Here is a 22,232-nt window from a genome sequence, read left to right as displayed (position 1 = left end):
GTTCATATTTTTGTCACAAAACATAAGAGGACTGTCACTTTCATATAGTGAAAGTAACAAAAAAATGGGGGGATCTGCATGCGCAGCACAACCATTGGACTTGTTGCCATTGGCTTATGTTTCTGTTTAAATATATTAGGCTTAATGAAGATGCTGCCTGTTTACCTGACATCTCCACTCCTATTCGCTTCCATTCTCTTTACACTCTATCGAATGAATCACCGGAAAACCTTCAAAGGTTTTAAAGCGTAATCATTGAATGTACAAACCTCGTTCATATAGACGAGGTCTAGCGTGTAGGCAACCCTCGCATTCGGTGTCAGTCCTGCGTGCTAGTGCTCACGAATGTCAAATTCGCTCCGCGCAAGTAACTCGGCCTTCCTAGCCTGCAAAGGTTTTCTATCACGCTAAAAAGAAGTCAAAGGGCTAAAATCAAGTTCATTTTAGCCCCTTGTCAACAATCTGGTCTTTTTATTTCAAGAAAAAACTCCTGCCAAAAGGTGAGTTTCCACTCACACATCTGACAGAAGTCTTCTCGTTACTCACCAGTCTTTGAGATGAGCTCTTCCATTTCCTTTAATTTTTCTTCAAACAATTGACATGCTGCCTCAATTGGTTCTTTTGATGCCATATCTACACCAGCTTTTTTCAGCACGTTGATTGGATAGTCAGAGCTTCCTGCTTTAAGGAAGTCTGTATAGCGCTCCACCGCAGGTTTCCCTTCTTCTAAAATTTGTTTACTTAATGCCTGAGCCGCACTATAGCCTGTTGCATATTGATACACATAATAGTTGTAATAGAAATGCGGAATTCGCGTCCATTCTAATCCGATTTCCTTATCCACAACCATACCGTCGCCAAAATACTTCTTATTCAGGTCGTAATACAGGTTCGTCATAAACTCTGGCGTTAATGCCTCCCCTTCTTGCGCTTTCACATGAATGAGATGCTCGAACTCTGCAAACATCGTTTGTCTGAATACCGTCCCTCTAAATCCTTCTAACAAGTGATTGAGCACATACAAGCGCTGCTTTTTGTCCTCTAAATGATTGAGTAAGTATTCACCTAGTAATGCTTCATTTGTTGTAGAAGCCACTTCTGCTACAAAAATGCTGTAGTTTCCGTACGGATATGGCTGATGCTTTCTTGTATAGTAGCTATGAACAGAGTGACCAAATTCATGAGCCAGCGTAAATAAATTATCAATATTATTTTGCCAGTTCATTAAGATATAAGGGTTCGTGCCATAGCTTCCAGAAGAATACGCGCCGCTTCGTTTCCCTTTATTCTCATAAACGTCTACCCAGCGATTTTCGAGTCCCTCTTTTAATACCGAAACATATTCTTCTCCTAATGGCGCTAACCCTTTCAGCATATAATCCTTTGCTTCATCATAGGTCAGCTTCATGCCAGCATCTTTTACTAATGGTGTATACAAGTCATAATTGTGCACTTCATCAAGCTTTAATACCTTTTTACGCAATTCAATGTAGCGGTGTAATAACGGTAAATATTGATGAACTGTATCAATTAGATTGTCATACACTTCTTCAGGAATACTATTCCGTGATAACGCTGCTTCTCTTGCCGATTTGTAATGACGTACTTTCGCATAAAAATTATCCTTTTTAATCGAGCCGCTGAGTGTAGACGCCAAAGTATTCTTATACTGATCATACGTTTTATAAACGGCTTTAAAAGCATTCTTTCTCACTTCACGATCATCACTGTTTAAAAAGGTAATGAAGTTGCCATGAGTAATTTTCTTTTCTTCTCCATTTTCATCCTTAACAGAAGGGAACGAAATATCTGCATTATTAAACATACTAAACGTAGTGGATGATGTTGATAAAGGTTCAGAGGCTTCAGCTAATAAAGCTTCTTGCTCCTCACTTAAAATATGCGGACGCTCTTTGTTAATTTCTTCGAGAGCGTGAGAATAAAGTTTTAATTCTTCTTTTTCCAAAATAAATTGCTGCAGCTTATCTTCTTGAATAGATAAAATTTCCGGAACAATATAGGCAGATGTACTAGACAGCTGTGTAAATAAATTGGATGCTTTATCATTTAAAGCCTGAAATGATGAATTTGTTGTATCTTCATCGTATTTCATGTGCGCATATGTATAAAGCTTGCCAAGCTTTTCAGAAAGTTGATCCTGAAATGTTAGGGCTTCATACAAGACATCAGCAGAATGGGCCAACTTGCCTTTAAATTGGGCGAGCTTCGGAATTTCTTTTTTTACAGCTTCGAATTCCTTATTCCATGAATCGACACTTTCAAAAATATCTTCAAGGCGCCATTTGTTTTCTTCTTTTACTTCGCTTCTGTCTGGTAAATGATTGTTGTTATTTTGTGAAGTCATATGAATCCCCCTTGCATGAGTTGTGTTGAACCAACCTTTCGGAAAGTGAAAGAAATTGGTGTTGTATTTATCTTCTTTGTTTTGAACTATATTTGTCAAATCATATGCAGAAATAAATACCAAACAAACTAAAAAAATGAGAAAAAAGCGTTTCTTTCTATTCAATAGCAGCACCACCTTTTTCTTATCATGATCAAAGTGGGCATGAAACATGCTAATGAAATAAGAAAGCATCTCGTTTTATCGCTTCATCTGCTGTTCGTATAGGCTTTTGATTCGACGTTACTTGATAATTACCCTCTTTCGTCATGTATAAAAACCCTAGATTCACAAGCGCCCGTACATATGAAATGATCACCTCTTTGATTTCTTCTATTGTGACATTGGCATATCGGAGCTTCACTTCTTTATTCTGTACACATCGCTCAATTTCTTTTAAAAGAAGATGAATGGTCACTTGTTCTTTTCCCGTTCGAACCATCCAATCATAAAGACATCCTTGCCACACATAAACAGGGCTTGAAAAGATATATGCTTCTGTCAGGGGGATAAATAATTCTGTCGGTAGAAATGGCCATGCTGTTTGATGATGCTCATAAAAAATGGTTCTTAAATGCTTGCTTTCATTTGCTAAAATGCGGGGTGGCCGCTCCCTAAATTGCCGAATACATTTGAGCCACTCATTATACAATTGATGATTGTTCGAGGAAACAGATAAGAGTGCTGATAGTTGGCGATAAGCTGAAGGCGGTCTAACGGTCATTGAGGCACATATTTTCGTTGGCTGAAACACGAGAAGTTGATCCAGGTGGATGAATCTATTTTGGATCGGACAATAAAAAATGAGTCTCCTATTCTTTGACTGCCTTAAAATTCCCCAATGAAGGGAGGAGAATGAAAAGAGCTGGCCACCCATTCGTTTTAAACGATTCGCCCCTATGACCCATATAGGATAGAGCCCCGCAGCACGGAGACCTTCCGTTCGTTTATGTAGCTCTTTCCACGAAATATTTGCACATTGAAATTCGATGGCATAGCCTTTATTTTTTATAGCGACGGTCACATCAGGGCGCTGCTGAATGTTTGAAACATATTTCTCTAGTAACGGCTCATATCCAAGCTGCGTGAGCCAATCCTTAAGAGCCATTTTCCCTGCCTGATGATAAGCTGTTTCACCGGTGGACGCTAATGGACATGCCGAGAGCTGTTTATGTGCAAAATGATGGACACGATGCTCACCTAGCTTTAATAGAACCTCCTGCCTACATTCAGGACAGTAAAATTTGCACATAGCTCTTACATGCTCTAGCCGCCTTTTAGTCAGATGTTGTGTGATGCGAATCAGCTTGCCATTCTCCATGATCGCTGCATTCATATCTTTCGCCCCTTGTTCTTTGATGACCGTATTATAGCTTTTTCTCTCATCAGGAAGCGAATATCGAAAATGAATTTTTATCGTATCAAAACACGATTTTAACCTACCTTCCCTTAGTAAAATAAAAAATCCCCCTTTTAGAAAAGGGGGGAAATACAATTTTTATAAAAGAGGTGATAATAATCTTGCTGTTGATTCAAATAGCCTCACCCTTAAAGGCCTCTTCGCAAATTCTTCTGGAACAATTTCATGCGACTGCTCTAAATCACCTAAGAAGTCGTTGACCAGCTTCTCTGTGCTTTTTGTTTTGTAGAGGAAAGCATTCACTTCAAAGTTCAGATGAAAACTTCTCATATCCATATTTGCTGTACCAATTGATGCTAGCTCACTATCCACAATGATAAACTTACTATGCATAAAGCCTTGATCATATTCATATACCTTCGCACCTGCTTCTAAAAGTTCGGGGAAGTATGAACGGGACGCATGAAATACGATGCGTTTATCTGGATTTTTCGGCGCAATGATTCGAACATCGACTCCGCTCAAAGCAGCAATTTTCAGTGCGGACAAAATATCATCATCTGGTACAAAATAAGGTGAAGCAATCCAAATTGATTTTTTGGCGGAGATAATCATGGAGAAAAAGAGATTTTTAATGACTTCCCACTGTTTATCAGGACCACCCGCAATCATTTGTACGCCTTCTGCTCTACTCTCCATATGGCTGAAATCTTTAAAATAATCCACACCCGAGCATCTTTCATTGGTCATGTAATACCAATCCTGCATAAAAATCTGCTGCAAATCACGAACGGCCTCACCTTTAATCATCAGGTGCGTATCACGCCAAAATCCATATTGTCTGCTTCTGCCCATATATTCGTCCCCAATGTTTAGCCCGCCGACAAATCCTACTTCTCCATCAATCACCACGATTTTTCGGTGATTTCGGAAGTTGATTTTATTATTTAATAAGGGCAGTCTCACTGGTAAAAACGGAACGATCTGCACGCCAGCCTTTTCTAAGTCAGCAATATATTGACGGGAGAGTTTTAGGCTGCCTACATCATCATATAAAAAACGGACAATCACACCACTTTTTGCTTTCTCGATTAAAATGTCCTTTAATTCTTGTCCCAGATCATCATGACGGAGAATATAATATTCTAGGTGAATGTGATGTGTTGCTTTTTTGATTTCTTCAAAAATATGAGAGAACGTTTCTTCTCCATTGGTCAGAACTTTAGAGGATGTGCGATATGTAATAGGGGTATGTCCAAGTCTGTGGGCCAGCTTAAATAAGAGCTGCTGATGGTCACCCATATGAGTCATTTTTTCAATCGCTTCTCTGTGGATACGTTCATCTTCCTGGACAAGCTGTTCGTCTAGTACCGCTTTCTTTTCAAAAAGTCTGCGCTTTTTAATATTGCGTCCAAAGAAAATATAAAACAAAAACCCGAAAAGCGGAAAGCTCCCAAGCAGCACAAGCCACGTAATCGTTTGAGAGGGGTTTCTGTTTTCTAAGAAAATGACAAACCCGATGAAGATAATCGATAAAGTGAATAGAACACTGACGGAACTTAATACACTTACCGCTAGATCACCGGCAAAAATTTGGATAATCAAATAAGCAGCTATCGTAATGATAAGAAAAAATAGAACTTTGACTACATTTCTCATTTCATTTTCTCCTTGCCGATCACTTTATTTACTTTTTCATTCAGATAAAAAAGTCGATTCCTCTATAGAAATCGACTTTTTGTTGTTACGAGAAGTGCTGTTGAATCGTTTCAAGCGCATTCTCTTTGACAATCAGCTGACCGTATTCTTGCAGTCTGTAGATGCTGACCACTGATTCATGAGCATATTCAAGCAGAATACTAAGCTTATTCTCCACCTGCTCATCTGACAAATCCTCGTGGAAGTCAACATATAGATAATAACGGTTTTCAAACGAATATAAACTTGTCGTAAAATCCTGCATATTTAATTGAGAAAGTGCAATCAAATCTTCAAAGTCATCCATTTTCAATACGAACTGAAGTTGAAGTTTTTTGTCCTTCTCATTATGATCTTCTTGATCTTGCTCTTCTTTATGAAAATCATCAAGCAGAGCATCTAAACTTTCTTCATCTGTTTGATCTTTTTTATCTTCTGGAATCGGCAATTCGAGCTTTTGTCCATCTTTAGAAAGTTGGGCTTTTGTCACGACAATTTCAAGACCTTTATCAAGTGCCTGTACTTGAATCCAAAGTGGTCCCTCTACTGCAAATTCTTCTTCTTCGTGCACTTCGTCCATCACTTCCCAGAACAGCTCTTCACTGCGCTCACGATTATACCAAATCTCTTCACGGTCAAAACCGCGATCTTCAATATCACCGTAGGAAATATAAAATTTGACTGTATGTTCATTTATTCTTTCGATTTCCATTTTGCCAACCTTCCCTTCTATATAAGATGTTGAAGGGACATACAAGCTCCCAATTAATAGTACTTTACTACACTTTACCCGTTCCGTCTACATGTTAACCATTTAAAGAAATGAGGTATTGCTGTGTACTGTCTATTTTATGATAAAACATGAATAAAAGAAATAAAAACGCATTTTTTGCAGAGAAAACTTGCAGAAACATATATTTGAATTGTCCTCATATATTGGTTGTACGAGCTATTTTAGTGAAATGAGGTGAACTGGATGGAAACAGAGTGGATCGTATCCTTACTGATGATTATTGGCATAGACCTCATATTAGGCGGAGATAATGCATTAATCATTGCGATGGCCAGTCGAAGCTTATCAAATGAAAAACGAAACAAAGCCATATGGATCGGCACACTTTTGGCAGTGCTGATGAGAATTACCATGACTGGTGCTGCCGTTTATTTATTGACCATCCCATATTTGCAATTTATCGGCGGTCTCTTTCTCCTTTATATAGGATACAATTTGTTAATTGAACAAAAGAAAGAATCCATTCGGATTAAAAGCAGCGGCTCCCTTTGGCGTGCTGTTCAGACCATCGTGATTGCAGATCTTTTTATGTCACTTGATAATGTGATCGCTGTTGCAGGGGCAGCTAAGGGGAACATGGTGCTCACTGCCTTTGGCTTAATGATTTCAGTCCCGATTATTATTTGGGGGAGTAAGCTGATTCATGCAGCACTAACCAAGTTTCCGATTCTTTTATACGGAGGGAGTGCCCTTTTAGCTTTTACTGGCGGAGAAATGATTGTCCGTGATGTAAAACTGAATGAATTTATGGCGCAGCATACTACACTTGAATTGTTGCTTCCTTTTTTAACCGTCGCAACCGTTATTTTAGCCAGTCTCTTTTACGAACAAACGGCTGAAAATAAATAAAAAAAGCTGCCAAATGATCGGCAGCTTTTCGTGTTGTCTATTAGTTAGCAAGTCGCTGAGCTTCTCGAAGTTGGAATGTACGAACCGTTCTAGGAAGGAAACGTCTAATTTCATCTTCGTTGTACCCAACTTGCAGTCTTTTTTCATCCAAAATAATTGGACGTCTTAGAAGACCAGGGTGCTCATTGATTAGTTTATACAATTGTTGAAGTGGCATTGTCTCAACATTTACATTTAGTTTTTGGAATACTTTAGAACGTGTTGAGATAATTTCATCTGTACCATCTTCCGTCATACGAAGAATCTCTTTGATTTCATCGATTGAAAGAGGCTCAGAAAAGATATTTCTCTCTTGGTATGGAATATTGTGCTCTTCTAACCACGCTCTTGCTTTTCTACATGATGTACAGCTTGGTGATGTGTATAATGTTACCATAAATCTTCACTCCTCAATTTGTAGAATGAATATTGATCTGTATTCTTAAATTAAAATTGTTCTAAATAAGTAATCTTTATAGTGATTATACTATAAAAAAGTAAGTGTGAACAGATTTTCTTGCAATTTTTGTGACAAAAACTAGACAATTTCATTCTTTTTGTGCCGATGTTTGATGTCTGAACATTCTCATTTAGTCGAGATGATCGAAAATATTTTTTTGTTTTCTATTTTCAACGAGCTTCAGCACATCATCAACATCCTCATACGATTGTCCATACCATTCTTCGTCTTTATACGTATGGATTCTTTCGTACGTCTTTCTCATGGCCTCCATCATTTCTTCCTCATTATCTGTACGAGGCGACCAATAAAGAATTTCCATGCGGTTCACTTCATTCGTTGCAAGTGACCTGCGTTTATAACCAATTGATTCAGCATGCTTGAAGTGCTCTCTCTGATAAAACTTTAGGCGTTTGGCAGTATCTGCATCATCTTCATCTACAGGCTCGACCTCAAGCAAGATCGGTTTTCTTTTTTCCTTCAGCTTATGAATGAGCTTTGAGCCGAGGCCTTCACCTCTTGCATCCTTGGAAACAAATAAATAATCAATAAAGATGAAAGAATCAAATTCAGCGTACATCATCACATGATGAGGCCCTTCTTCTTTATGATAAATATCACTTCTTTCCTTTAATAAAGCTTCCATATGCTCTTTTGACTTCATTTCTTCTATCGGGAAGTATTCACTGAGCTTTTCATACCAATTCATGGATCCGCTCCTTATGATGTAGTTAAGAACCACTTCCTTATCTATTCCCGATTTCTTGCTATTTAAACGCCTGTACTAGTAAGACGCAGCAATGCCATTGGTGGTTTCACTTTTTTTCAAGAGAAAGCAAAAAAAGTTTTATATCGAACGATTCATGAGCATTTGAAAGCAAGCAAACAAAAGAAGTGTCATTGCGACCTGAAACATGATGAAATAAAGGTACTTCATACGCCGGACTTCTTCCTTCTGTTTATTCGTGCGCCGATACACAGCAAATTCAACCGAAAACGAAATGATGCAAATGAACACTAAAAATGCGATCATCCACTTTCCTCCGTTTGGTTCCGTTAAAAAAGATATTGAAAAAAGCATCGTGACGATAAAAAAGTGAAGACATGAATAGCGAAACATCTTCCATAACAACATTTGATTTCCTCCTGGTTTACTCATTTTACATAAAAATTACCATCAACTTGTTTTTTTGTAAAATAAAAAAAGAAGCACTGATATCGCAGTGCTTCTTCTCTGTTCTTATTGTTTTGCTTTGATCTCTTTGAATTCTTCCTCAGTACAGCTGACAAAGTGACCTGGCTTAACTTCACGAAATTCCGTATTTGTTCCTTTATGAACAGATGGATCGTATTTAATCCGTTTGCGGTTACGCTCATAATCAGGATCTGGAAGCGGAATCGCAGATAGTAATGATTTTGTATATGGATGAAGCGGGTTTTCATATAATTCATTCGCTGGTGCCAGCTCAACCAATTTCCCAAAATACATCACGCCGATACGATCGCTGATATATTTCACCATTGAAAGGTCATGGGCAATGAATAAATACGTTAAGCCCTTTTCTTCTTGCAGTTCTTTCATTAAGTTGACGACCTGCGCTTGGATCGACACATCTAGTGCAGAGATTGGCTCATCGGCAATGATGAAATCAGGCTCAACAGCTAACGCACGAGCAATCCCAATACGCTGCCTTTGACCGCCTGAAAATTCATGCGGGTATCTATTCGCATGCTCTTTATTCAAACCAACCGTTTCAAGCAATTGATACACACGGTCTTTACGTGCTTGTGCTGATTTTGCAAGACCATGAATATCGATACCCTCAGCAATAATATCCACAACTTTCATTCTTGGATTGAGGGAGGCATATGGATCCTGAAAGATCATTTGCATTTTTCGGTTAAATTGTTTAAGATCTGTTGTTGATTTTTTATCATGCACATTCTGCCCGTTAAAAATAACTTCGCCACCTGTTGCATTGTATAGACGAATGATGGTTCTCCCAGTAGTGGATTTCCCGCAACCAGATTCACCTACAAGGCCCAATGTTTCACCTCTATAAATGTCAAAGCTGACATCATCAACAGCTTTTACTTCATTAGGTTTACCTACATTAAAATATTGCTTAAGATTTTTCACTTGTAAAATAACATCTTTTTCACTCAATGTGATCCCCCCCTTTTTGCGCATTAAATTGTCGCATTCTTTGCTTAATTGATTCAGGAGGTTCTACTTTTGGTGCGTTAGGATGTAAAAGCCATGTAGCTGCAAAATGAGTTTCTGATACTTGATATAAAGGCGGCTGCTGTTCAAAATCAATTTTCATTGCAAATTGATTTCTAGCCGCAAACGGGTCTCCTTTTGGAGGATTCAACAAATCAGGCGGCGTGCCTGGAATGGCAAACAATTTCTCCTCTTTTGCATCAAGACTTGGCATAGAGCTCAGTAATCCCCAAGTATATGGATGTTTTGGGTTATAGAAAATCTCATCTACGGTGCCAATTTCAACAATTTGACCACCATACATAACCGCTACACGATCTGCTACATTCGCAACGACCCCTAAATCATGTGTGATAAAGATGATAGATGTTTCAATCTTCTTTTGAAGATCTTTCATCAGTTCTAAGATTTGGGCTTGAATGGTTACATCTAAAGCAGTAGTTGGCTCATCTGCAATTAAAATTTTCGGATTACAAGCAAGAGCTATTGCAACGACAACCCTTTGTCGCATCCCACCAGAAAATTGATGAGGGTATTGCTTGAACCTCTGTTCCGGTTTCGGAATACCTACAAGACTCAAAAGCTCAAGTGCTCTTTTTTTAGCTTCTTCTTTACTTGCATTTTGATGTTTTAAGATGGGTTCTATAATTTGCTTGCCAATTGTCATAGTCGGATTCAAAGATGTCATTGGATCTTGAAAGACCATGGCAATATCTTTCCCTCTTATTTTCTGCATCTGTTTGTCAGAAAGTTTTGTTAGGTTTTTACCTTGAAACAAAATCTCTCCTTTTTTCACTTCGGAGTTAGATTTAGGAAGCAGACCCATAATTGATTTAGAAGTTACCGATTTACCAGAGCCTGATTCTCCAACAATGGCAAGCGTCTCACCTTTTTTCAATTCAAAATTCACACCTCGAATTGCCTTAACTTCGCCAGCAAATGTGTGGAATGAAATATTTAAGTCATTTACTTTTAAAATCGTTTCTTGTTTATTCATCAACATCACCGCCCCGTACTAATCTTTCATTTTTGGATCAAGTGCATCTCTCACACCGTCGGCAACAAGGTTAAAGACGATCATGATAACACTAATGATAATTGCTGGATAAACCATCTGATATGGGAAAGCGATCATTGATTTAAACCCATCTTCAATTAATGTCCCTAGTGAAGCTTGCGGCTCTTGCAGACCTAATCCAATAAAGCTTAAGAAAGCTTCAAAGAAGATCGCACTAGGAATAGTGAACATTGTATTAATAATCATCACACCTGTTAAGTTTGGCAACATGTGCTTAAAGATAATTTTAAAGTTACTTAATCCCAAAGTTCTAGCGGCTAGTACATATTCCTGTTCTTTCAGCTTCATGACTTGAGCACGCACGACCCTAGCCATACTGATCCACCCGGTAATACTTAGTGCAATAATAATTGGAATAATCCCTGGTTTTAAGACGAGAATCATTAATATGACAACGATTAAGTTTGGAATCCCCATTAGAACTTCCAAAATACGCTGCATCGCATTATCAATTTTCCCACCGAAATAACCAGAAATAGCGCCGTAGGCAACACCAATAATTAAATCGATCACAGCTGCAACAACAGCAATAAGCAGTGAGATTTGAGTTCCTTTCCACACACGTGTAAATAGATCTCTCCCAAGATTATCGGTACCGAACCAGTAGTAATGTTCAATCCCTTTTTGTTCATATGGATTGACCACATCACCATTTTTTAATGTTCTTTCACCAGTAAAAGGTAAGAAACTAACATGCTCTAACCCTTGGATTCGCGGCGGTAAGTTCGCTTCAGACGTTGTTTGAGTACTAAAGTCTTTGCCACTAATTAATGGTCCGACGAGCGCCATGAATACAATTAAAAATAAAATCACCATACTAACAACAGCGGCTTTATTCTTTTTAATTCTAAGCCATGCATCTTGCCAATAATTTAGACTTGGTTTTTCAATTTTTTCAGCAGATAATGTATCAACACCAGCGGGTTCAAACAGACTTTTATCAATATTTTCTTCTTGCTGTTTCATTATTTGTTACCTCCCGCTACACGAATTCTAGGATCGATAATTCCATATAGAATATCGACAATAAATACAACCACTACAAAAAGAACGGCAAATAAGATAGTTGTACCCATGATGACTGGATAGTCATTTACTGTAATGGCTTTAACAAACTGCTCACCAATTCCAGGAATTGAGAAGATTTTTTCTATTACTAGTGATCCCGTCATTAAACTAACAGTCAATGGACCAAGTACTGTGACAACAGGTATTAAAGCATTTCTCATTGCATGTTTAAATGCGATCTCAAAATAGCCTGCTCCTTTTGCTTTTGCAAGTAAAATGTAATCTGTCTCAAGTACTTCAACCATTTCTGTTCTCATAAAACGAGCACAAATGGAGATAGGGAACATTGCTAACGCTATAGTAGGTAAAATTGTATATTCAAACCCATTCCAAAATTGAGTTGGTAATAACCCCAATTTCACCGCAATATAGTACTGAAGTAATCCAGCGAATACAAAACTCGGAATTGATTTACCGATAACTGCCAAGAAAGTAGCAGAGTAATCCACCCATGTGTTCTGTCTTAAAGCTCCAACTACTCCCAAAAAGATACCAACAATCGTTCCTAAAATAATCGCTTGAAGGCCTAGGACAGCAGATGGTCCTACTCGATATGAAAGAAGTTCTGTTACGGAGGTATTGTTGAATTGGAATGAAACACCTAAATCCCCAGTGAATGTATTAATCATGTAATGAAAATATTGAACAGGAATTGGCTGATCTAGTCCATATTTTGCATTAAGTACAGCTTGTTGAGCTTCTGACAACTTTTGCGCATTAACAAAAGGAGAACCCGGAATAAGTTTCATTAAGAAAAAAGTGATTGAAACAATGATGAAGAGGGTAACAACCATGTAGGCAACCCGTCTAATTAAGTATTTCAGCATACTTGCACCTCCTGATAAAACTGACTTTTCTGTATATTTCGACATATTTCTCTCAGTGAAAAAGAGAGTATATTCAGAGAATACACTCTCTTTTCTATAAGATTGTTAATTATCCTTCAATTTTCATCCATTTGTAGCTGAATTCAGGTCCAACTTTGTGAATGACAAATCCTTTTACTTTGTTATTAATCAGATAGTTAGTTGCTCTCTGATAAATTGGTGAAAGTGCTGCGTCATCTTGTAATAATACTTTTTCAGCTTCTTGTAAAGCTTTCCAGCGTTCTTCAGGTTTTGCAGCTAATTTGCCAGATGCATCTTTTAACAACTGATCATATTTTTTATCTGAGTAACCCATGTGGTTGTTTCCGCCACCTGTGATGAACAAGTCAGAGAACGTGATCGGATCAAGGTAATCTGGACCCCATCCAGCCATCTGAAGATCGTAATCCTCTTTCTTATCACGATCAATACGAGTAGCGAAAGGAACACTTTGAATATTGATATCTAAGCCAGGTAAAGTTTTCTCGAGCTGATCTTTAATGAAAGCACCGATTGTTTTAGCTGTCTCAGAATCATCACCTAAGTAATTAAGCGTTACTTTAGACGTTCCTAATTCTTTCAACCCTTTTTCAAAAAGCTTTTTCGCTTCATCTTTATTAGTTTCTAAGTATTTAGGCATTCCATCACGGAAGTCTTTTCCGCTTTCATCATGTACGAAATCTTTTGGAATTTGATAGTATGCAGCAACTGAACCATTCTGCAACACATCATTTACAAACGCTTCTTTATCAATTGCCGTTGCAATTGCGCGACGAACGTTTTCATTCTTTAAAGATTTATTTCCTTGGTTCATTTTCAACCAGAACACAGTAGGTTCTAGTAATCTTTTCATCCGCTTATCACCTTCGTATTGAGAGATGATGGCAGGTGTTGATAATTTAGGCGTAATATCAGCTTCTCCCGCTTCAAATGCGTTAACAGCTGCTTGTGGATCTTTAGATACTTTAAAAGTAAGTTTTGTCATAGAGACGTTCTTTTTGTCCCAATATTCTTCATTCTTTTTGTATTCCCAAGTAGTTGCTTGTGGGCCATCCCAAGAAGAAAGTTCAAATGGTCCGTTGTATACAAGGTTCTTTGCAGTCTTCGCATATTTGTCACCTTGTTCTTTAACGAACTTTTCATTCACTGGGTAGAATGTTGGGAATGAAAGCAGAGATTGGAAGTAAGGAATTGGTTTTTCAAGTGTAATTTGCAGTTCTTTATCGCTTACAGCTTTAATTCCTAGTTCCTCAGGCTTTGCTTTTTTGTTGTATACTTTATCAGCATTCTTAATTTTACCAACCATCATATATGGGCCATACTCAGACTTTTGTTCTGGATCTAAAGCACGTTGCCATGCATATACGAAGTCTTGAGCTTTAACTGGGTCACCATTAGACCATTTTGCATCTTTAATTTTGATGTTGTAAACTGTTTTATCTTTGTTAGCAACTGGTTCCCCATCAGCCATACCAGGCACTAATTCTTCTTTATCGTTGAAACGATACAAACCTTCAAACACGTTATTCATAGTCGTAAAACTGATTGTATCACTCGCTTGGATTGTATCCATTGCAGGCATTTCCTGTGATTCTAAAATTGTAGCCTCTTGTTTTGAATCTTTGGATGCAGTGCCCTTGTCGCTACTTTGTTTACCTGAACATGCAGATACAAAAATAGTCAGCACCAATAAAAAAACTAAAAGCAGTGAAAATTTAGACTTTTTCATCTAGTTGTTGACCTCCCCTTCATAAATGAACTACAGGAACTATTATACTAGCAAATAAGTAATTGTGCATTCATTTTTTTAAGAAAATTTTCATATTTCCACTGTTTTTTAATATTTTTATTAAAAAATTGAAATAATTTGGTTATTTTTCTGAGATTTTGTGATCTTAAATACCTAATCAGAGGTAATCCTGTCTATACAATTGGCAATCTTCATGATTCATTGTAAACTGATATCAAGAAATTGATTAAAACAACAGCTTCGTTCCTTGTTTCGTTTTTCTTATATAGTGAAAGTCTTGAATTAAATGTTTTTATTGCTATTTTAGTACAGTAAAGTTTTAATGCGCAGGAGTGATTGTTATTAGATTTTTTATTCTTTTACTTAGTTCTAATGGCCTTGTTTTCATTTTAAGCTTCCTCTTTTATGGGCACATATCTTTCTTAAGCATGATTAACATCACATTTTATTTAGCTTCTGGCACTTTGCTAGTGTGGTTATCGTTCATCACTTTAAAAAGTGGATTTTTTGATCAAATATCTTACAGCTTCCGAAAGGTGTTTGATTCTTTAAATAAGCAAAAGGACCATGTTGATGACAGTTTAAACAAACATTTATCATCATCTTTTCAAAGTAACTTTTCAACCTTAAGAACATTAGGTTTGAGTTTACTCATTGAAATGTTAATATTGCTCTTGATTTATTATATGTAGGTTTTGACTTTTGATTTTTGCTTATTTATAATGAATGAAATTACATTTTTGCGATGAAAAAGAAGAGTACATATATTCACCATTTACAGAGAGTCTGCGGTTGGTGCAAGCAGATAATGGCATGTATGGAATGGGCTTTGGAGCAGCTAACCGAACACTTGACAGAGTCAGTAGGCTTAGACGGAGCAGTCTCCGATATCAACGTCTTGAGTGATTTCGGATTGAAATAACAAGGGTGGTACCACGGTTCATTCGTCCCTTTTCTGTTGAAAAGTGATGGGTGGGCCTTTTTATATTGAAGAAAAGAGGTTTTAGTATGACAAAAAAGACGATTTTCTCAGGCATTCAGCCTAGCGGTTCTGTGACATTGGGGAACTACATTGGAGCGATGAAGCAATTTGTCGATCTTCAGCATGATTACAACGGCTACTTTTGTGTGGTCGATCAGCATGCCATTACGGTGAGTCAGGATCGTTTAGCCCTTCGACAAAATATTAGAAGCTTAGCCGCTCTTTATTTGGCAGTGGGGCTTGATCCAGAGAAGGCAACATTGTTTATCCAATCAGAGGTACCTGCCCACGCCCAGGCAGGATGGATGCTGCAATGTGTCGCTTATATTGGGGAATTAGAAAGAATGACTCAATTTAAGGACAAATCTGCTGGTAAGGAAGCAGTCGTTTCAGGACTATTAACGTATCCGCCATTAATGGCTGGCGATATTTTGTTATACGGTACGGACTTAGTTCCTGTAGGAGAAGATCAAAAGCAGCATCTTGAATTAACGAGAACGCTTGCTGAACGCTTTAACCGAAAGTACAATGACATCTTCACTGTACCTGAAGTCAAAATTCCAAAAGAAGGCGCTCGGATTATGTCTTTAACTGACCCAACGAAAAAGATGAGCAAATCTGATCCGAACCAAAAATCCTTCATTACCTTATTAGATGAGCCAAAGCAGCTTGAAAAGAAAATCAAAAGTGCTGTGACTGATTCAGAAGGCATCGTCAAATATGACAAAGAAAACAAACCTGGAATTGCCAACTTGCTGACGATTTATTCTGTATTAGGGAACGTATCGATTGCGGAGCTTGAACAAAAATACGAAGGCAAAGGTTATGGTGAATTTAAGGGAGATCTTGCGAACGTTGTCGTGGATGCTTTAAAACCCATTCAAGATCGCTATTATGAACTCATTGAGTCAGATGAGCTTGACCGCATTTTAGATGAAGGTGCTGAAAAGGCTAACCGTGCGGCAAACAAAATGCTGAAAAAAATGGAGAATGCGATGGGTCTTGGCCGGAAACGCAAATAAAACAAGCTTGCAGCATATTCAGCTGCAAGCTTTTTCTAATTGACTTTCGATTCGTTTTCCATTTCCCAAAGTTTTTCAAAAAATGGCTGTCCTTTAATCATTTTTTCACAAAAGGCTAAATGGTTTTCTGACCATCCATCAATGGTTTCGTTATAAAGCATGTTCCAAATTTCCTCGAAAGACATTCGTTTGATCTGGTTGTACATGCGCGGATTCCATTCTGTATACCAATAGGCAATTTCTGCCCGGTTTTGAAGCCCCTTTAGTTGATCTAACGCCATAAACATCAGCTGCTTCAGCTGTCTTTCTTTTCTCGTTAATCCGCTGATATGCTGCGGTGGTAATGATAGGATGTGATATTCTTTCGTCGATTCAAGGCTATCTGTTGTGAATTCATACTCCTCTGCCTTCACATCTTTCACCATTTCATACACCAATTGCTCCTGTCTTGGAATCAATCGGCTCTTTCTCACAGGGATGGAATAACCAATCGTATCCACAGCAATGATTCTAATCCCGTCCGTGACCACAAAGCAATACTCTAATTTACGGCGTTCATGATTTTTTCGAATATATGATTTCTCAAATACAGACTCTAGCAGCGTCTTCGGCAGCTCTGATAGATCATTCTCTATGTAATCAAACAAAGGACTCTGCACCTTGAGTAAAGGTACTTGATCTAACAGCTCCACGCTGTCCTCCTTGCGCCACTCATGAAAATGGCACACATTATAGCCATTCTCTTCCCCTTCAAACCAATTCACCCATACGTCATGAAGAAATAACATAACCAATCCCTCACTTTTTAAAAACTGTTGTCCACAGTATGGGCAAGGGATAGAGAAATTATTCCAACTTTATTAAAACTTCTCCCTGACGGAAGGACGGCTTTATTTCCTGGGAAAAGGAGAACGTCTCGCAGAGTCCTTTCACGATTTTCTATAAGCAGAACCTTATTTTAGCTTTTTAGGATCAAGGGCATCTCTCAGTCCATCACCTAAGAAGTTAAAGCATAAAACGGTAAGTAGAATCAGTAAACCTGGGAACAGTGGATACCACCATGCTTGCACCATAATGGAGAAATTTTGTGCATCTTGAAGCATGTTTCCCCAGCTCGCCGTTGGAGGCTGGATGCCGAACCCTAGATAGCTAAGTGTCGACTCAGCTAAAATAACAGAACCGACTTTTAATGTAGCAGACACAATAATAGGGCCGATACAGTTCGGTAAAATATGCGAAAAGATGATGACATGGTTTTTCGTTCCGATCGTTCTTGCTGCGAGTACGAATTCTCTTGTGCGAAGTGACAAGAATTCACTGCGGATCAGCCTGGCGGTTGTTGTCCAGCCAGTCAGCGCAAAGATTAAAATCAATTTATCAATACCCGGTTTAAAAATTGTCACTAGCGTGATCAAGAGAAAAATATCTGGAATAGACAATACCACATCCACCATTCTCATGAGCACAGAATCGACAAAGCCTTTAAAGTATCCCGCTACCGCCCCAATGACGGTACCAATGGTGATGGCTCCGACTACTGAGACAAAGCCAACTAATAAAGACACCCTCGCTCCGTATAGCACCCTTGAAAAAATATCTCGGCCAAACTTGTCGGTTCCCATAAAATGCTCTGCACTTGGAGGCTGTAGCCGTTTCAATAAGTCTTGCTGTTCCGGTGCGTAAGGTGCGATCACCGGGGCGAAAATAGCGGAAAAGATAATGACCAATAAAATAGCGGAGCCGGCAACCGCCAATTTATTTTTGAAAAATTTCTCGCAAAATAAACGAAGCATCGTCTCTGGTTTTGGCGGAAGGCCTTCTTTTAATTTGAGATCAACAGAAGGTGTTCCCATATTAGGTTGTGCCAATTGTGCTTCAGCTCCCTTCTAATATTCAATACGCGGATCAACGATCGCATAGAGAATATCCGCTATTAAGTTTCCAACGACCACGAGCACAGCAGAGATAACAGTCATCGCCATAATGACGGGATAATCTCTTGAAAAAGCAGAATCGATAAACAGTTTCCCAAGCCCTGGCCATGTGAAGATTTGTTCCACCACGACTGCGCCGCCAATAAAGGATGGAATCATGAGTCCAAAGATCGTAATAACAGGCATGAGACCGTTTCTCAATCCATGTTTGAAGATGACTTTGTTCTCTCTAAAACCTTTCGCTCGCGCCGTACGAATGTAATCCTGCCGCATCACATCGAGCATACTTGACCTTGTATAACGTGTAAGGCCGGCCATATCAGCCGTTGCTAAAACAAAGGCCGGTAAAATAATATGATGAAGCCGGTCAAATAGATTAAAATCTGCATTTAAGGTAGAGACACCCCCGGTCGGAAACCATCCTAAATTCACTGATAACACCATTATAAGGATCAAGCCAAACCAGAAATTCGGAATAGCCAGTCCGATAAATGATGTAACCGTAATACCATAGTCAAGTTTTGTATACGGACGTTTTGCTGAAAGAACACCAAATGGGATGGCAATGATCAGGGCAACTAATGTAGAAAAGATCATGAGGATGAGGGTATTTGGCAGCCGGGCAAAAATCAAATCAGCCACGGGCGTTCCTTTTTTTACGATGGATGTGCCAAAGTCACCTTGAAGCATATTACCGAGCCATTTCATATATTGCACATATTCAGGATCGTTCAAGCCGTACTTATCAATAAAGGCTTCCCGGTCTGCGGCACTAATGGTCGGGTCCATCATGAGTGACATCGGATCGCCTGGTGCTGCTTTCATAATCGCAAAGGACAAAATCGTAATACCAAACAAAATCGGGATGGAAAGCAATGTCCTTCTAATGATATATGTAACCATGTGCACAACTCCTTTTTCATCGGATGGCCATACTATGATGAAAAAAGGGGAGACACCTCCCCTTCTTCACTTGCAGACTACTGTTCAATCCACCATTTTTCGATTTTGTAATATTCATCTTTCGGGTGGTAAGAGTAGCCTTGTAGATTAGATGGCATCGCGCGATGTGAGTTGGCATAATAAAGGAACGTATACGGCTGGTCTTCTGCAATCAGCTCATAAATTTTTTCATACGCCTTTGAATACTCTTTACGATCACTCAAGTTTTTGGCATCAACTAGCAGCTTATCGACTTCTTCATTTTTATACCAAATGTTATTTAAGCCTTTTTCAGACTGACTTGAATGGAAAATGCTGTATTGGTCAGGGAATGTCGCTAAGCTCCAGCCGAGTAATAACGCATCATAATCCCATTTTGGCGGAGTTGTTTGTTCGATTAATGCACTGAACTCCACAATTTGCGGTTTTGCTTCAATGCCAATTTCTTTGAGCTGCTGCTGGACAACGACAGCAATATCTTCACGGACTTTGTTTCCTTGGTTCGTCTTCAAGACGAAGGAGAACTTCTTACCGTCCTTATCAAGATAACCATCTCCATCTGTATCCTCCCAGCCTTCTTCCTTCAGCATCTTTTTCGCTTTTTCTTGATCAAATTCAAATACTGGGACATTTTCATTTTTAGGGTAGTTCCATGACAGCGGGCTTTCTGGGATGTTGGCTACTTTCCCGTCTCCATCTAACACTTGATCGACAATTGTTTGACGGTCAATGGCATGGGTAAGCGCTTGGCGGACTTTTTTGCTTTTGAACAGTTCGTTTTTCTGATTCCAGCCAATATATGAATAATTAAGCCCTAGATCAGATTCGATTTTGATGTTACTAACTTTTTCAGCTGTTTGCAGTTCTGCTCCAGGCACTGCAAAGAAATCAATATCACCTGCGGATAGCTGAGCCATGGCTGCATTTTGATCAGGAATCGTTTTAATGGTGACTGTATCAAGGTATGGCCGTCCATCCCAATAGTCATCAAATGCTTCAAGTTTGACATAGTCTCCTTCTTTCCACTCGGCAAATTTAAATGGGCCAGAGCCGATTGGATTTTTTCGGTTAAATTCATTTTCGCCAAGATCCTTTATAGGGACATCACCTAAAATATGCTTTGGTAAAATGCCATAGCTTCCTAGCGTGACATTATAAAAATATGGATCTTTTTTATTCAGCTTAAATTCGACCGAATAGTCCCCTGTTTTTTTGACAGACTCTAATACTTCAAAGCCTGATCCACGCTCACCATTATAATCCTTATTGATCGGAATGCTGTATGTAAACACAACATCATCAGCAGTCAGTTCTTCTCCATCATGAAACTTCACGCCTTTTCTAATGGTCACATCAAACTGTTTGCCGTCATCGGATTCTTTAATATCTTCTGCCAACGCCAGCTGTGGGTTAAGCTTTCCATCTGTTTGCAGTAAAAAGCTATAGATTCTCTCTTCAATATCAGAACTTGCCACGTCTGTTGAGTAAAGTGAGTTAAATAATGTAGGCTCTGCAATCGAACCAATGACAAGATCTCCACCTTGTACAGGTTTACCTGTGGATTTCTTTTCACTGTCTCCAGACGTTTTATTTCCACCAGAACAAGCAGCAAGGATCAATGTAAAGATCAGCAGTAAACTGACCAAAATGGACTTTCTCTTTCTATCTTTCATAGACAATTCCCCCTATCTTTTTTAAAAAATGATGACAGAAGCCCGTTTCATCCCCCCTCTCAAAGATGAGATCATACAAGCGTGATCAAGCGTCGTAGAGGTGGCAGGCCACAAAGTGGTTCGTTTTTAATTCTTGAAATTCTGGTACTTTTTCTTTACAGACTTCTTTCGCGTGTGGGCATCTTGTATGAAACACACAACCTTTTGGCGGATTTGCAGGGCTTGGTAAATCCCCTTGCAGCATAATCCGTTCCCTTTTCACCTGACCTTTTTTACGGGTGACTGGAACGGAAGATAAAAGCGCCTGTGTATACGGATGAAGCGGATCATCGTACAGGCTGTGCTTATCTGCAAGTTCCATCATTTTGCCAAGATACATGACGCCCACTCGATCACTAATGTGGCGGACCACACTGAGATCGTGAGAGATAAATAGATAGGTGAGGTCAAACTCTTCTTGAAGCTCTTCCATCAAATTGATGACCTGCGCCTGAATGGAGACGTCAAGCGCTGAAACAGGCTCATCTGCTATGATCATTTCAGGATTCATGGCAAGTGCACGAGCGATACCGATCCGCTGCCTTTGTCCGCCGGAGAATTCGTGCGGGTATCGATTCGCAAAACTTGGGTGAAGGCCGACTTTGGATAAAAGCTGTTCTACTTTTTCATTTCTTTCTTTTAAGGAATATAAGTGATGTGTTTTGTAGGGTTCTTTGATGATACTTCGAAGTGTTTTTCTAGGGTTGAGTGATGCAAAGGGATCTTGAAAAACCATTTGGATGTTTTTCCTTGTTGATTGTCTTAGTTTTGATTCAGATACATGAGAAATATCTTGCCCTTTAAATAGAATTTGTCCTTCTGTTGGTTCATATAAACGAATCATCGTCCGTCCTAATGTGGATTTACCGCATCCAGACTCTCCAACGATGCCTAACGTTTCGCCTTTATAAATGTTTAAGTCGATGCCGTCAACCGCTTTGACTGCTCCTACTTTCTTTTGCAGCACGCCAGCTTTAATCGGAAAGTGTTTTCGTATATTTTTTAATTCCAGGATGGTTTCTTTCTCAGATCGATCTGTCATGTATGGTTG

Annotated in this window: 21 protein-coding genes and 1 other annotated feature; of the genes, 4 read left to right on the top strand and 17 right to left on the bottom strand. The window is 38.8% G+C overall.

Annotation, left to right across the window (positions count from 1 at the left end):
- Positions 1–78 precede the first annotated feature (78 nt).
- A complete protein-coding gene (locus tag ABG082_RS05620; RefSeq protein WP_017359669.1) occupies positions 79–252 on the top strand; it encodes a hypothetical protein in 174 nt (57 codons plus the stop codon).
- Positions 253–538: 286 nt separating this feature from the next.
- On the opposite strand, the gene pepF is transcribed toward ABG082_RS05620, so the two are convergent.
- The 4 genes from pepF to mecA all read right to left on the bottom strand — a co-directional run bounded on the left by pepF (position 539) and on the right by mecA (position 6,174).
- Positions 539–2,365 (bottom strand): oligoendopeptidase F, encoded by a 1,827-nt coding sequence (gene pepF, locus ABG082_RS05615; protein ID WP_282706805.1) that lies wholly within the window; start codon positions 2,363–2,365, stop codon positions 539–541.
- 214 nt (positions 2,366–2,579) lie between these two features.
- Positions 2,580–3,740, bottom strand: a complete 1,161-nt coding sequence (locus tag ABG082_RS05610) for a competence protein CoiA family protein (RefSeq protein WP_348936647.1) — start codon at positions 3,738–3,740, stop codon at positions 2,580–2,582.
- 162 nt (positions 3,741–3,902) lie between these two features.
- The gene (cls, locus tag ABG082_RS05605; protein ID WP_348936646.1) at positions 3,903–5,423 is read right to left on the bottom strand and encodes a cardiolipin synthase; all 1,521 of its coding nucleotides are present in this window, start codon (positions 5,421–5,423) and stop codon (positions 3,903–3,905) included.
- 85 nt (positions 5,424–5,508) lie between these two features.
- Entirely contained in the window at positions 5,509–6,174 is a 666-nt protein-coding gene (gene mecA / locus ABG082_RS05600) for an adaptor protein MecA (protein WP_008348474.1), read from the bottom strand.
- A gap of 264 nt (positions 6,175–6,438) precedes the next feature.
- Between mecA and ABG082_RS05595 the strand changes: the two genes are divergently transcribed.
- The gene (locus tag ABG082_RS05595; RefSeq protein WP_007499010.1) at positions 6,439–7,104 is read left to right on the top strand and encodes a TerC family protein; all 666 of its coding nucleotides are present in this window, start codon (positions 6,439–6,441) and stop codon (positions 7,102–7,104) included.
- A 40-nt stretch (positions 7,105–7,144) separates the two neighbouring features.
- Here the strand turns inward: ABG082_RS05595 and spxA are convergent, their stop codons facing one another.
- The 8 genes from spxA to ABG082_RS05555 all read right to left on the bottom strand — a co-directional run bounded on the left by spxA (position 7,145) and on the right by ABG082_RS05555 (position 14,568).
- Positions 7,145–7,540: a transcriptional regulator SpxA gene (gene spxA, locus ABG082_RS05590; protein ID WP_003211421.1), complete on the bottom strand. Its 396-nt coding sequence runs from the start codon at positions 7,538–7,540 to the stop codon at positions 7,145–7,147.
- 193 nt (positions 7,541–7,733) lie between these two features.
- Positions 7,734–8,312, bottom strand: a complete 579-nt coding sequence (locus ABG082_RS05585) for a GNAT family N-acetyltransferase (RefSeq protein ID WP_024720065.1) — start codon at positions 8,310–8,312, stop codon at positions 7,734–7,736.
- Between the two features lie 138 nt (positions 8,313–8,450).
- Positions 8,451–8,738 carry a hypothetical protein gene (locus tag ABG082_RS05580; protein ID WP_057079700.1) on the bottom strand — a complete coding sequence of 96 codons (288 nt, stop codon included), beginning with the start codon at positions 8,736–8,738 and terminating at the stop codon, positions 8,451–8,453.
- A 105-nt stretch (positions 8,739–8,843) separates the two neighbouring features.
- The gene (locus ABG082_RS05575) at positions 8,844–9,770 is read right to left on the bottom strand and encodes an ATP-binding cassette domain-containing protein (protein WP_035392432.1); all 927 of its coding nucleotides are present in this window, start codon (positions 9,768–9,770) and stop codon (positions 8,844–8,846) included.
- On the bottom strand, positions 9,763–10,824 hold the full coding sequence (locus tag ABG082_RS05570; protein WP_035392433.1) for an ABC transporter ATP-binding protein: 1,062 nt from the start codon (positions 10,822–10,824) through the stop codon (positions 9,763–9,765). The genes ABG082_RS05575 and ABG082_RS05570 overlap by 8 nt, the downstream gene beginning before the upstream one ends.
- Positions 10,825–10,842: 18 nt before the next feature.
- On the bottom strand, positions 10,843–11,871 hold the full coding sequence (gene opp3C / locus ABG082_RS05565; RefSeq protein ID WP_035392435.1) for an oligopeptide ABC transporter permease: 1,029 nt from the start codon (positions 11,869–11,871) through the stop codon (positions 10,843–10,845).
- Entirely contained in the window at positions 11,871–12,800 is a 930-nt protein-coding gene (gene opp3b / locus ABG082_RS05560) for an oligopeptide ABC transporter permease (protein ID WP_035392438.1), read from the bottom strand. The genes opp3C and opp3b overlap by 1 nt, the downstream gene beginning before the upstream one ends.
- 109 nt (positions 12,801–12,909) lie before the next feature.
- The gene (locus tag ABG082_RS05555; protein ID WP_035392439.1) at positions 12,910–14,568 is read right to left on the bottom strand and encodes a peptide ABC transporter substrate-binding protein; all 1,659 of its coding nucleotides are present in this window, start codon (positions 14,566–14,568) and stop codon (positions 12,910–12,912) included.
- A gap of 449 nt (positions 14,569–15,017) precedes the next feature.
- On the opposite strand from ABG082_RS05555, the gene ABG082_RS05550 reads away from it, so the two are divergent.
- Both ABG082_RS05550 and trpS read left to right on the top strand, forming a co-directional pair.
- Entirely contained in the window at positions 15,018–15,281 is a 264-nt protein-coding gene (locus ABG082_RS05550; RefSeq protein ID WP_223255625.1) for a DUF3899 domain-containing protein, read from the top strand.
- Between the two features lie 44 nt (positions 15,282–15,325).
- Positions 15,326–15,544, top strand: a binding site (T-box leader).
- Positions 15,545–15,597: 53 nt separating this feature from the next.
- Entirely contained in the window at positions 15,598–16,593 is a 996-nt protein-coding gene (gene trpS / locus ABG082_RS05545; protein ID WP_008348488.1) for a tryptophan--tRNA ligase, read from the top strand.
- A 35-nt stretch (positions 16,594–16,628) separates the two neighbouring features.
- On the opposite strand, the gene ABG082_RS05540 is transcribed toward trpS, so the two are convergent.
- The 5 genes from ABG082_RS05540 to ABG082_RS05520 all read right to left on the bottom strand — a co-directional run bounded on the left by ABG082_RS05540 (position 16,629) and on the right by ABG082_RS05520 (position 22,223).
- Positions 16,629–17,381, bottom strand: a complete 753-nt coding sequence (locus tag ABG082_RS05540; protein WP_008348490.1) for a YjbA family protein — start codon at positions 17,379–17,381, stop codon at positions 16,629–16,631.
- Between the two features lie 165 nt (positions 17,382–17,546).
- Positions 17,547–18,446: an oligopeptide ABC transporter permease gene (opp4C, locus tag ABG082_RS05535; protein WP_081114822.1), complete on the bottom strand. Its 900-nt coding sequence runs from the start codon at positions 18,444–18,446 to the stop codon at positions 17,547–17,549.
- A 33-nt stretch (positions 18,447–18,479) separates the two neighbouring features.
- Entirely contained in the window at positions 18,480–19,430 is a 951-nt protein-coding gene (locus ABG082_RS05530; RefSeq protein WP_007499031.1) for an ABC transporter permease, read from the bottom strand.
- Positions 19,431–19,507: 77 nt separating this feature from the next.
- Complete coding sequence (locus ABG082_RS05525) at positions 19,508–21,142, bottom strand: peptide-binding protein (RefSeq protein ID WP_008348494.1); 1,635 nt, start codon at positions 21,140–21,142, stop codon at positions 19,508–19,510.
- An 85-nt stretch (positions 21,143–21,227) separates the two neighbouring features.
- Positions 21,228–22,223 (bottom strand): dipeptide ABC transporter ATP-binding protein, encoded by a 996-nt coding sequence (locus ABG082_RS05520; protein WP_025207148.1) that lies wholly within the window; start codon positions 22,221–22,223, stop codon positions 21,228–21,230.
- Between the last annotated feature and the right edge of the window lie 9 nt (positions 22,224–22,232).

Origin of the sequence: Bacillus sp. BS1807G30 (assembly GCF_040047675.1) — a bacterium.
Lineage (GTDB): Bacteria > Bacillota > Bacilli > Bacillales > Bacillaceae > Bacillus > Bacillus altitudinis.
The sequence above is the reverse complement of the archived record's forward strand: the minus strand, read 5'-3'. Positions and strand labels throughout refer to the sequence as shown.

What these genes read in the sequence shown, in the direction of transcription:
- ABG082_RS05580 (WP_057079700.1), bottom strand. Translation starts at nt 8,738, where the DNA reads ATGTTGTTATGGAAGATGTTTCGCTATTCATGTCTTCACTTTTTTATC.
- ABG082_RS05520 (WP_025207148.1), bottom strand. Translation starts at nt 22,223, where the DNA reads ATGACAGATCGATCTGAGAAAGAAACCATCCTGGAATTAAAAAATATA.
- opp3b (WP_035392438.1), bottom strand. Translation starts at nt 12,800, where the DNA reads ATGCTGAAATACTTAATTAGACGGGTTGCCTACATGGTTGTTACCCTC.
- ABG082_RS05540 (WP_008348490.1), bottom strand. Translation starts at nt 17,381, where the DNA reads ATGTTATTTCTTCATGACGTATGGGTGAATTGGTTTGAAGGGGAAGAG.
- ABG082_RS05585 (WP_024720065.1), bottom strand. Translation starts at nt 8,312, where the DNA reads ATGAATTGGTATGAAAAGCTCAGTGAATACTTCCCGATAGAAGAAATG.
- ABG082_RS05595 (WP_007499010.1), top strand. Translation starts at nt 6,439, where the DNA reads ATGGAAACAGAGTGGATCGTATCCTTACTGATGATTATTGGCATAGAC.
- pepF (WP_282706805.1), bottom strand. Translation starts at nt 2,365, where the DNA reads ATGACTTCACAAAATAACAACAATCATTTACCAGACAGAAGCGAAGTA.
- ABG082_RS05525 (WP_008348494.1), bottom strand. Translation starts at nt 21,142, where the DNA reads ATGAAAGATAGAAAGAGAAAGTCCATTTTGGTCAGTTTACTGCTGATC.
- ABG082_RS05570 (WP_035392433.1), bottom strand. Translation starts at nt 10,824, where the DNA reads ATGAATAAACAAGAAACGATTTTAAAAGTAAATGACTTAAATATTTCA.
- ABG082_RS05550 (WP_223255625.1), top strand. Translation starts at nt 15,018, where the DNA reads ATGATTAACATCACATTTTATTTAGCTTCTGGCACTTTGCTAGTGTGG.
- ABG082_RS05610 (WP_348936647.1), bottom strand. Translation starts at nt 3,740, where the DNA reads ATGAATGCAGCGATCATGGAGAATGGCAAGCTGATTCGCATCACACAA.
- spxA (WP_003211421.1), bottom strand. Translation starts at nt 7,540, where the DNA reads ATGGTAACATTATACACATCACCAAGCTGTACATCATGTAGAAAAGCA.
- opp3C (WP_035392435.1), bottom strand. Translation starts at nt 11,871, where the DNA reads ATGAAACAGCAAGAAGAAAATATTGATAAAAGTCTGTTTGAACCCGCT.
- trpS (WP_008348488.1), top strand. Translation starts at nt 15,598, where the DNA reads ATGACAAAAAAGACGATTTTCTCAGGCATTCAGCCTAGCGGTTCTGTG.
- cls (WP_348936646.1), bottom strand. Translation starts at nt 5,423, where the DNA reads ATGAGAAATGTAGTCAAAGTTCTATTTTTTCTTATCATTACGATAGCT.
- opp4C (WP_081114822.1), bottom strand. Translation starts at nt 18,446, where the DNA reads ATGGGAACACCTTCTGTTGATCTCAAATTAAAAGAAGGCCTTCCGCCA.
- ABG082_RS05620 (WP_017359669.1), top strand. Translation starts at nt 79, where the DNA reads ATGCGCAGCACAACCATTGGACTTGTTGCCATTGGCTTATGTTTCTGT.
- ABG082_RS05530 (WP_007499031.1), bottom strand. Translation starts at nt 19,430, where the DNA reads ATGGTTACATATATCATTAGAAGGACATTGCTTTCCATCCCGATTTTG.
- ABG082_RS05555 (WP_035392439.1), bottom strand. Translation starts at nt 14,568, where the DNA reads ATGAAAAAGTCTAAATTTTCACTGCTTTTAGTTTTTTTATTGGTGCTG.
- mecA (WP_008348474.1), bottom strand. Translation starts at nt 6,174, where the DNA reads ATGGAAATCGAAAGAATAAATGAACATACAGTCAAATTTTATATTTCC.